This is a genomic window from Rhodococcus sp. ACPA1, from assembly GCF_002300195.1.
Lineage (GTDB): Bacteria > Actinomycetota > Actinomycetes > Mycobacteriales > Mycobacteriaceae > Rhodococcus_F > Rhodococcus_F opacus.
This window is the reverse complement of sequence record NZ_NSDX01000001.1, coordinates 863,474-873,647: the sequence shown is the minus strand read 5'-3', so window position 1 is coordinate 873,647 and position 10,174 is coordinate 863,474. Positions and strand designations below refer to the sequence as shown.

Annotated in this window: 7 protein-coding genes; 1 reads left to right on the top strand and 6 read right to left on the bottom strand. The window is 67.4% G+C overall.

All coding sequences use genetic code 11. From position 1 onward, the window contains the following. Window positions 1-1,326: 1,326 nt before the first annotated feature. The 6 genes from CJ177_RS03785 to CJ177_RS03760 are packed head-to-tail and all read right to left on the bottom strand — an operon-like array spanning window position 1,327 to window position 9,413. On the bottom strand, window positions 1,327-3,270 hold the full coding sequence (locus CJ177_RS03785) for an acetoacetate--CoA ligase (protein WP_061700638.1): 1,944 nt from the start codon (window positions 3,268-3,270) through the stop codon (window positions 1,327-1,329). 48 nt (window positions 3,271-3,318) lie between these two features. Continuing rightward, window positions 3,319-4,164 carry a CoA ester lyase gene (locus CJ177_RS03780; protein WP_025432225.1) on the bottom strand — a complete coding sequence of 282 codons (846 nt, stop codon included), beginning with the start codon at window positions 4,162-4,164 and terminating at the stop codon, window positions 3,319-3,321. Beyond that, the gene (locus CJ177_RS03775; RefSeq protein ID WP_005239560.1) at window positions 4,161-4,646 is read right to left on the bottom strand and encodes a MaoC family dehydratase; all 486 of its coding nucleotides are present in this window, start codon (window positions 4,644-4,646) and stop codon (window positions 4,161-4,163) included. Before CJ177_RS03775 ends, CJ177_RS03780 begins: the two co-directional genes overlap by 4 nt. Continuing rightward, a complete protein-coding gene (locus CJ177_RS03770; RefSeq protein ID WP_005253824.1) occupies window positions 4,643-5,803 on the bottom strand; it encodes an acyl-CoA dehydrogenase family protein in 1,161 nt (386 codons plus the stop codon). Before CJ177_RS03770 ends, CJ177_RS03775 begins: the two co-directional genes overlap by 4 nt. Continuing rightward, window positions 5,800-7,809, bottom strand: a complete 2,010-nt coding sequence (locus tag CJ177_RS03765) for an acetyl/propionyl/methylcrotonyl-CoA carboxylase subunit alpha (RefSeq protein WP_095867299.1) — start codon at window positions 7,807-7,809, stop codon at window positions 5,800-5,802. The genes CJ177_RS03770 and CJ177_RS03765 overlap by 4 nt, the downstream gene beginning before the upstream one ends. A 14-nt stretch (window positions 7,810-7,823) precedes the next feature. After that, the gene (locus CJ177_RS03760) at window positions 7,824-9,413 is read right to left on the bottom strand and encodes a carboxyl transferase domain-containing protein (RefSeq protein ID WP_061700635.1); all 1,590 of its coding nucleotides are present in this window, start codon (window positions 9,411-9,413) and stop codon (window positions 7,824-7,826) included. A gap of 115 nt (window positions 9,414-9,528) precedes the next feature. On the opposite strand from CJ177_RS03760, the gene CJ177_RS03755 reads away from it, so the two are divergent. Beyond that, entirely contained in the window at window positions 9,529-10,134 is a 606-nt protein-coding gene (locus tag CJ177_RS03755; protein ID WP_005253821.1) for a TetR/AcrR family transcriptional regulator, read from the top strand. The last annotated feature ends 40 nt before the right edge of the window (window positions 10,135-10,174 follow it).

Here is a 10,174-nt window from a genome sequence, read left to right as displayed (position 1 = left end):
CGCGTGTTGCGCGAACCAGATGCCTCGCTGCGCAGCTGACAGCGGAAACGCCCCTTCCGGAGCACCGCTACTACCCGCTGCTTGTCCCGACCCCAAGGGTTACTCCGTTCTCGAACGCGTGGCGACTGCCGCCTGTGTCTTTGGTGATTCGTAGCTCTCGGTCCCACGGACTGCGTCGTGGGCCGGTCTTCCGATGAACGCCATCACATGAACAGGCCTTGCCGGTTCGAAGCATCTCGCGGAGCGGGGACGTGCCGGGCATGGGACGCCCTGCGCTGATCGAAGAGTTCCACCACACTCGGAGTCGATGTCAGACGATCGTCCGAAACCCGATTGCCTGCGACGCTGAACACTCCAAGGCCCTTACATCCCGAACTACTTACGGTGAGCGGGTTCATACGTGGCTCCGTTCTCTCATCGATCCAACAAGCGGCCACCCAATCGGTGCTCGTCATCCTCCGAGTCGAGAGCCGAGTCTACGGCGCTGGTGGAGGAGCGAAACATCGTCGCGATCATTGCTTCGGCCTCCTCTCGCTCGGTGGTGACGATTTCGGTTCGTACGGTTCTGCGGTAGCGCCGGGAATTACATCGGTGTCGGATCCGCTCCCGTTACCGGCGCCGGTGTGACGTACCCAACCCTCGATCCTTCCAGAACCAGGCCTGAATTCGATCTTCGACGCGCACATATTCAACAGGCCGAACCACATTCCAGGCACTGCGTACAACCAGAACACGGATACCGTACCGAGAGTCGGAATTTCGCTAGGTGTACAACTGTCGTATCCAGTTTCATGTTCCGCCTCCCGACTGTTATCCCTGCACGGTGCAGCCGATCTGATGACCGACCGCGGCGTTGAACACACACTGCCCCCCGTGACCGCAGTTTTTGCCAACCACCGTGTCTACCAAAGCCCCGCGCAGGTCTCAAAACGAAGAGCACCCGGAGTTGCGCACAGGGAATAACCGACCAGGTCCGTCACGGATCCGCATCGAACGAAAACTCGGACGTTCACGTGAGCACCCGGGCGCCGTCAGATTGCCCGCTGACCTGCCACGAGGACGCGAAAGCACGGCCCCGCCAAAGAGGTGCGAATCGACGGCACCCCGGCGGCATCCCAGCATCTGGAACACCCTCCCGCTGCGCGACACTGCCGATGTCCGATTAGTCGCGATTGCTGCGGTGCGACCGATCGCAGACAGACGGGAGATTTCTCACATTCGCCGATGCGCGGGCGTCAGATCGCGCGCCTCTACCAGCAAGTAACCAAAGTAAGACTAACCTAACCGTTGTCGCCCAACGACACTGACATCGACGGACACGCAGGCTCAGCGTCCGTGCCGCGCGAACCAGTCGAGCAGGTCGGGGTCGTCCACGGCGCTGCGGTCCACCGTCCTGCCCGCGTCCGCACCCTGGAATATGCGCTTGAGAGGCACCTCGAGTTTCTTGCCGGTCCGGGTGTGCGGGATGCCGGGAGCCTCGATGATGTCGTCGGGCACGTGCCGGGGAGAGGCCTGCTCACGAATCGCTCCGCGGATACGCTGCTTCAGCGCGTCGTCGAGTTCCGCCCCCTCCGACAGGACCACGAACAGTGGCATCCAGTATCCGCCGTCCGCCAGGTCGACACCGACGACAAGCGCCTCGGCAACCTCAGGGAGCTTCTCCACCACCTGATAGATGTCGGCGCTGCCCATCCGAATTCCGTTGCGGTTCAGGGTGGAATCGGACCTTCCATGCATCAGGACGGTCCCGCGATCGGTGATCGTGATCCAGTCGCCGTGCCGCCACACTCCGGGAAACACATCGAAATATGCTTCACGGTAACGCTTTCCGTCCGGATCGTTCCAGAACGACACCGGCATGGACGGCATCGGCGCCGTCACGACCAGTTCACCCACCTCGCCTCGCACCGGCCGACCCGACTCGTCGAACGCGTCGACGGCGACACCCAGACACGGGGCGGACAGCTCCCCCGGCCAGACCGGCACACTCCGCGCTCCTCCGACGAACGCCGACACCACGTCGGTCCCACCGGTGATCGACACGACGGGAACTCGGCGACCGACGTTCTCGGACAACCACAGTGACGACGCCGCAGGCAGCGTGGAGCCGGTCACCCCCACCGCGCGGAGCGCGCTCAGGTCGTGCTCTCGTACGGGGATCACCCCCGCCTTGTCGCACGCGAGAACATAGCCGGGACTGGTGCCGACCACGGTCACACCCAGACGTGACACCAAGGCCCACAACGAATCCGGCGTAGGAAAGGACGGACTTCCGTCGTAGCAGACGATGGTGGCCCCCACCAGCAGTCCCGCCGTCTGGAAGTTCCACATCATCCAACTGGGACTGGTGTACCAGAAGAGGGTGTCGTCGCGGCCGATGTCGAGTTGGAGCGCGAGCGACTTCACGTGTTCGAGGAGAACGCCGCCGTGACCGTGCACGATGCCCTTCGGCAGGCCCGTGGTTCCCGAGGAGAACACCACCCACAGCGGGTGGTCGAACGGGACGGCCACGGACTCGAGTGCGGCGTCCCGGCCGGCGGCCTCCGCCCAGGTGAGGGTGCCGTCGACGACGGCGTCCGGATCGAGATGCGGCACGACCACCGTGAGGGCCAGCGACGACAATCCGCCGCGCAGGTCGGCCGACGCCGCGAGCCGATCGTGTTCCTTGCCGCCGAACCGGTAGCCGTCCGCGGTGATCAGCGCTTTCGGTTCCAGTTGACCCAGGCGATCGAGCGCGGCCGGCGCGGAGTAGTCCTGTCCGCACGCGGCCCACACGGCGCCGAGCGACGCCGTGGCGAGGAACGCGACGACGGCCTCGGGAATGTTGGGGAGGTAGCCGACGACCCGGTCACCGACTCCGACTCCGTGCTCGCGGAGAGTCGCGGCGAGGCCCGCCACCGCGGACCGCAACTCGTCCCACCCGACGGAGATGCCGGTGGCTCCCTCACCCGCGTACAGGATCGCCGGTGTGCCGGGGCGGGCATTCCGGAAGACGTGGTCGACGTAGTTGAGGGTCGCCCCGGGGAACCAGACGGCACCCGGCATCGCGGCGTCCGCGAGGGCCGGTCCATGGTCGGTGGCGGACCTGATCTCGAAGTAGTCCCACACGTCCTGCCAGAACGCCGCCGGATCGGCGACCGACCAGCGCCACAGCGCCCGGTAGTCGTCGACCCGGACGCCGTGACGCCGGGCGACGAACCGGGCGAAGTCGGTGACGACCGCGTCGCGCACGTCGGATTCGGTGGGCACCCATTGCGGATCGGCAGTCATGGGCACCATCCTCCCCGAGAGCGCGGCCGTCCCGCGCTCTTTCGCCGCCTACCGTGGGGACTCGGACGTGCTTTTCCCCTTCGACTCGACCTGGGAGCGGCGCAGGATCGCCTCGGCGTGACGCAGGACCGGCGCGTCCACCATCTTTCCCTCGAACGCGAAGACTCCTCGCTCGTCGGCGACGGCGGCGAGAACCCGCGTCGCCCAGTCGACGTCCTCGTCGGACGGCGCGTACGCCTCCCGGACCACCGCGACCTGGCTGGGATGGATGCCGACCTTGATGTCGAATCCGACGGCGACGGCGTCGACCGCCTCGGCGCGCAACCCGTCGAGGTCCTTGATGTCGAGATAGACGGAATCCAGGGCGAGCCGGTGATATGCCTTGGCGGCCAGCAGTGTCGACGACCGGACATGGGTGGCGACGTCCCGGTAGCTGCCGTCCTCGCGGCGACTGGAGTTACCGCCCATCGCCGCCACGAGATCTTCGGCGCCCCACATCACGCCGATCGTGCTCGCCGCCAGCGCGATCTCGCTCACCGCGAGCGCACCGAGCGGCGACTCGACGAGGGCGATCACCTCACGCGGCGCCAGCGACAGCACCTGGTCGGCGGACTCGCATTTGGCCAGCATCAGCCTCGTGTAACGGGTGCCGTCGAGTGCCAGCAGATCGCGCTCGTGGTCCTCGGTCCCGACCGGATTGACCCGCACCACCGTGCGATCCGGATCCAGCGGGGTGTCGATCAGGGCGACCCGAGCCGCTTCCTTGTCCGCGGGCGCCACCCCGTCCTCGAGGTCGAGGATCACGACGTCGGCTGCCGCAGCCGCCTTCGCATACCGTTCGGGCCGGTCCGCCGGGCAGAACAGCCAGGCGGGCCCGGGCAGTTCCCAGCTCATGACGGCTTCTTCTGAACGAGGGTCTTGCGGACCGCGATCGCCACCACGTCGCCGTTCTGATTCCGGCCGGTGTGCTCGAGCGTGACGATGCCCTCGCCGGGCCTGCTCTTCGACTCGCGCTTGTCCGCGATCTTCGTCTCCGCGTACAGCGTGTCGCCGTGAAACAGCGGCTTCGGGAAACTGATCTCCGAGAACCCCAGGTTCGCGACGATGGTCCCCTGCGTCAGTTGCGCCACCGACAACCCGACCAGCGTCGAGAGGGTGAACATCGAGTTGACGAGGCGCTCACCGAACTGGGTGTTCTCGCTGTACGCGGCGTCCAGGTGCAGTGCCTGGGTGTTCATCGTCTGCGTCGTGAAGAGGACGTTGTCGGCCTCGGTGACGGTCCGGCCGGGACGGTGCTCGTACACCGCTCCCAGCTCGAACTCCTCGAACCACAGGCCCCGCTGAACGATTCGCTTCGGTTCGGTCGTGGCGGTCACAGGCCTGCCTCCCGCGCGATCAGCATCAGCTGCACCTCGGTGGTGCCCTCGCCGATCTCCAGGATCTTGCTGTCGCGGTAGTGCCGGGCCACGGTGTACTCGTTCATGAATCCGTAGCCGCCGTGGATCTGGGTGGCGTCGCGGGCGTTGTCCATCGCGGCCTCGGAGGCGACGAGCTTGGCGATGGCGGCCTGCTTCTTGAACGGCTTGCCGGACAACATCCGGGCGGCGGCGTCGTAGTACGCCGTGCGCGCGGTGTGGGCGCGCGCCTCCATGCGGGCGATCTTGAACGCGATGGCCTGGTTGTGTCCGATGGGCCGTCCGAACGCCTCCCGTTCCTTGGCGTACTTGACCGACTCGTCGACGCATCCCTGGGCGGCGCCGACGCTGAGCGCGGCGATGGCGATGCGTCCCTCGTCGAGGATCCGCAGGAAGTTCGCGTACCCGCGGCCGCGCTCGCCGAGCAGATTCTCCTCGGGAACGCGCACGTCCGAGAACGTGAGCGGGTGGGTGTCGGAGGCGTTCCAGCCGACCTTGTTGTACGCCGGCTCGGCAGTGAAGCCCGGCGTCGACGTCGGCACGAGGATGGTGGAGATCTCCTTCTTGCCGTCCTTCGTACCGGTCACCGCGGTGACGGTGACGAGCTTGGTGATGTCGGTGCCGGAGTTGGTGATGAACTGCTTGTTGCCGTTGATGATCCATTCACCGCTGTCGAACTTCGCGGTGGTCTTCGTCCCGCCGGCATCGCTTCCGGCGCCCGGCTCGGTGAGCCCGAACGCGGCCAGGCTCTTGCCGCTCGTCAGCTGCGGCAGCCACTCCTGCTTCTGCTCCTCGTTGCCGAACCGGTAGATCGGCATCGCACCCAGCGACACGCCGGCTTCCAGGGTGATCGCGACACTCTGGTCGACCTTGCCCAGTTCTTCGAGTGCCAGGCAGAGGGCGAAGTAGTCGCCGCCCATTCCGCCGTACTCCTCGGGGAACGGCAGGCCGAACAGGCCCATGTCGGCCATCCCCGACACCACCTCGTACGGGAACGTGTGGTTGGCGTCGTGTTCCGCCGCGACCGGTGCCACCACGTTCTTGGCAAAATCGGCGACGGTCTTCGCCAACTGCTGGTACTCGTCGGGAAGCTGGCCGGTGGCAAGGAATTCGGTCATGACGCGTCTTCTTTCGTGTCGGTGGTGTCGGTGTGCGGGGTGACTCGTGCGAGCAGCTGGTCGACCATCACCTGGTCACCGGGTGCGACGAGGATGTCGACGACGCCGTCGACGGGGGCGGTGAGCGAGTGCTCCATCTTCATCGCCTCGACCACGACGAGCGTTTGGCCTGCGGTGACGTGGGCGCCCGCCTCGGCGCCGACGGCGATGACGGATCCGGGCATGGGGCTGGTGATCTCGGCCTCGCCGGCGTGGACGTCGCCAGTGCGGACACTGAGTTCACGGACCTCACGCAGCATCGTCGTGCCGTCGGAACCGGCGAGCCAGATGTGCCCGTCGGTCTGGGCGACCCGGTAGGTTTCGCGTCTGCCGTCGATCACCACGGAGAGGGTGGTTCCGTCGAGCGCCGCCGTCAGGGACAGAGTGTCGCCGTCCTCGACCTGCGCGGTGGCCTCGGCCGGGCTGCCGGTGATCCGCACGTGGTCGGTGCGGGTGGCAGAGGACAACCGGATGCTGGTGGGTGCGGGAACCCCGACCCGCCATCCGGTGGGTAGGTCCCACGGATCGGCCTGTGCCCGCTCGGGCCAGCGCTGCACCCAGCGGAAAGCAGCAGCGGCGATCAGGGCGGCATCGGTGGCCTCCGCCGCGACGAAGTCCTCGAGCCGTCGGTCGAGCAGACCGGTGTCGAGGTTGCCGGCCACCACGTCGGGATCGGCGAGCAGGAAGCGCGCGAACTCGATGTTGGTGACCACTCCCAGCACACCGGTGCCGGCCAGCGCCCGGTCCAGCTTCCGCAGCGCGCCGGCGCGGTCGTCGGCGTGGGCGATGACCTTCGCCAGCATCGGGTCGTAATCGCTGCCGACCACCGTGCCGGGCTGCAGCCCGGAGTCGACGCGGACACCGGGGCCGGCGGGTTCGACGACGTCGGCCACGAGTCCGCCGGTGGGGAGGAATCCGCGACTCGGGTCCTCGGCGTAGACGCGGGCTTCGATGGCGTGACCGGTGAGGGTGATGTCGTCCTGGGTGAAGCCGAGAGGCTCACCGGAGGCCACTCGCACCTGCCACTCGACGAGGTCCAGGCCCGTCACGAGTTCGGTGACCGGGTGCTCGACCTGCAGCCGGGTGTTCATCTCCATGAAGAAGAACTCGTCGGGCTTGTCGGCGGAGACGATGAACTCGACCGTTCCCGCTCCCGAGTAGTCGACGCTGCGCGCCGTGTTGCAGGCGGCCTCGCCGATCCGGGCGCGTGTTGCCTCGTCCAGCAGCGGCGACGGCGCTTCCTCGATGACCTTCTGATGGCGACGCTGCAGACTGCATTCGCGCTCGCCGAGGTGGACGACGTTCCCGTGTCCGTCCGCGAGGATCTGCACCTCGATGTGCCGGGGCCGCAGCACGAATCGCTCGAGGAAGAGTGTGTCGTCGCCGAACGCCGACGCCGCCTCCCGCCGCGCGCTGCGCAGTGCCTCGGCGAGTGCGCCCGGCTCCTCCACCAGCCGCATGCCCTTGCCGCCGCCGCCTGCCGACGGCTTGACGAGGACGGGGTATCCGATGTCGCCTGCGGCCGCGATCAGTTCGTCGTCGGACAGGCCGGGGCGGGCGATGCCGGGGACGACAGGGACGTCGAACTTCGCCACCGCGTTCTTGGCGGTGATCTTGTCGCCCATCACCTCGATGGCGTGAGCGGACGGACCGAGGAACGCGATCCCCGCGTCCGCGCAGGCCCCGGCGAACTTGGAGTTCTCCGAGAGGAACCCGTAACCGGGATGGATCGCCTGCGCGCCGGTGGCGCGGGCCGCCGCGATCACCTTCTCGATGACGAGGTAACTCTCCCGCGCCGCGGCGGGACCGAGCAGCACCGCGGTGTCGGCCTCGCGAACGTGCCGGGCGTCGCGGTCCGCCTCGCTGAACACGGCGACGGAGCGGATTCCCATGGCCCGCAGTGTGCGGATCACGCGCACCGCGATCTCGCCGCGGTTGGCTACCAGGACGGTATCTATCCGAGTCATTTCAGTCATTCCACTCACATCCGGAAAACGCCGTAGGAGACCGGCTCGACCGGCGCGTTCGCACACACCGAGAGCGCCAGTCCGAGAACAGTTCTGGTATCGGCGGGGTCGATGATGCCGTCGTCCCACAGCCTGGCCGTCGAGTAGTACGGATTGCCCTGCGCCTCGTACTGCTCGCGGATCGGCGCCTTGAACGCTTCTTCGTCCTCTGCCGACCACGGGTTGCCCGCGCTGTCGAGTTGCTCGCTGCGCACCGTCGACAGCACCGACGCCGCCTGCTCTCCGCCCATCACGGAGATCCGGGCGTTCGGCCACATCCACAGGAACCGCGGCGAGTACGCCCGCCCGCACATCGAGTAGTTGCCCGCACCGTAGGAGCCGCCGATCACGACGGTCAGCTTGGGAACCCGGGCGCACGCCACCGCGGTCACCATCTTGGCGCCGTGCTTGGCGATGCCGCCGGCCTCGTAGTCGCGACCGACCATGAAACCGGCGATGTTCTGCAGGAACAGAAGCGGAATCTTGCGCTTGTCGCACAGTTCGATGAAATGCGCGCCCTTCATCGCGGACTCGGCGAACAGCACGCCGTTGTTGGCGACGATGCCGACCGGGTGGCCCTCGACGTGCGCGAAACCGGTGACCAGGGTCTTGCCGTACTCCGCCTTGAACTCCTGGAACTCGCCGCCGTCCACGATCCGGTCGATGACCTCGTGGACGTCGTACGGGGTGCGCGGGTCGGTGGGGACCACGTCGTAGAGCTCGGTCTGCGGCGCCGACGCGGGGACGGCGCTGATCACGTCCCACGGCCGCTCGGCGCGCGGGCCGAGGGTCGCGACGATGTTCCGCACGATCCGCAGCGCGTCCTGGTCGTCCTCCGCGAGGTGGTCGGTGACGCCGGAGACCTTCGAGTGCAGGTCGCCGCCGCCGAGTTCCTCCGCTGTCACGACCTCGCCGGTGGCAGCCTTTACCAGCGGCGGACCGCCCAGGAAGATGGTGCCCTGGTTGCGGACGATGACGGCCTCGTCGCTCATCGCGGGCACGTAGGCGCCGCCGGCGGTGCAGGAGCCGAGGACCGCCGCGATCTGCGGGATCCCCTGCGCGCTCATCGTGGCCTGGTTGTAGAAGATGCGGCCGAAGTGCTCGCGGTCCGGGAACACCTCGTCCTGCCTCGGCAGGAACGCGCCGCCGGAGTCGACGAGGTAGATGCACGGCAGCTGGTTCTGCAGCGCGATCTCCTGCGCCCGCAGGTGCTTCTTCACCGTCATCGGGTAGTAGGTGCCGCCCTTGACGGTCGCGTCGTTGGCGACGATCACGCATTCCCGGCCGGACACCCGGCCGATGCCGGCGATGACGCCCGCTCCGGGGCACTCGTCGTCGTACAGGCCGTTCGCCGCGAGCGGGGAGATCTCGAGGAACGGGCTGCCGGGGTCGAGCAGGGTGTCCACTCGATCGCGGGGCAGGAGCTTGCCTCGGCTGACGTGCCGCTCGCGCGACTTCTCGCTGCCGCCGAGCGCGGCCACAGCCAGCCTCGACTTCAGCTCGTCCACCAATTTCGTGTGCTCTGCCCGGTAGCCCTCCCGTGCAGTGGTTCCGCTCAGTGCCATCCTGCCGCCTTCTCGTCTTGACGCCCGTGCCGAGTGAGTTAATACTCGATAACTGAATCTAAGATAACTGTGATTAACTGAGTTGTCCAGACCACATCCGAGAAAGAGCAAGGCGATGACCACAGACGTCGACGGCGCCGAAGCGCCGATCACGCGCCGGGAGCAGATGAAGGCGGATCGTCGCCGCCAACTGCTCGAGGCCGCCGCCCGCCTCATCGCCGAACGGGGCTTCCTCGGCGTCCGCCTCGAGGACCTCGGTTCCGCCGCGGGAATCAGCGGCCCGGCCGTGTACCGGCACTTCCCCAACAAGGACGCCGTGCTCGTCGAACTGCTCGTCGGAATCAGCACGCGACTGCTCGAAGGCGGGTCGCTCGTCGTCGCGGAGGCCGCCTCCCCGGAAGCGGCCCTGGAGGGTCTGATCGACTTCCACCTGGACTTCGCGCTCGGCGAACCCGACCTCATTCGCATCCAGGACCGGGACCTGGAGAGCCTGCCCGCCGAGGCCCGCCGGGAGGTCCGGCAGACGCAGCGGCGCTACGTGGAGATCTGGGTGAAGGTGCTGCTGCAGGTGGACACGTCACTGGACGAGACGGACGCCCGCACCAAGGCGCACGCCACGTTCGGGCTCATCAACTCGACCCCGCACAGCGCCGATCCCACCACCCCCTCGCGCACCCGGAAAGTGCTGCGCGACATGACGCTTCTCTGCCTGCGCCCGTGAGTACTTGTCAACCGCGGGCGGTTAACAAGTACTCACGGGC

Bases quoted from the DNA above. Each gene is read 5' to 3' on its own strand.
- CJ177_RS03785 (WP_061700638.1), bottom strand. From the start codon at position 3,270: ATGACTGCCGATCCGCAATGGGTGCCCACCGAATCCGACGTGCGCGAC.
- CJ177_RS03780 (WP_025432225.1), bottom strand. From the start codon at position 4,164: ATGAGCTGGGAACTGCCCGGGCCCGCCTGGCTGTTCTGCCCGGCGGAC.
- CJ177_RS03770 (WP_005253824.1), bottom strand. From the start codon at position 5,803: ATGACCGAATTCCTTGCCACCGGCCAGCTTCCCGACGAGTACCAGCAG.
- CJ177_RS03765 (WP_095867299.1), bottom strand. From the start codon at position 7,809: ATGACTCGGATAGATACCGTCCTGGTAGCCAACCGCGGCGAGATCGCG.
- CJ177_RS03760 (WP_061700635.1), bottom strand. From the start codon at position 9,413: ATGGCACTGAGCGGAACCACTGCACGGGAGGGCTACCGGGCAGAGCAC.
- CJ177_RS03755 (WP_005253821.1), top strand. From the start codon at position 9,529: ATGACCACAGACGTCGACGGCGCCGAAGCGCCGATCACGCGCCGGGAG.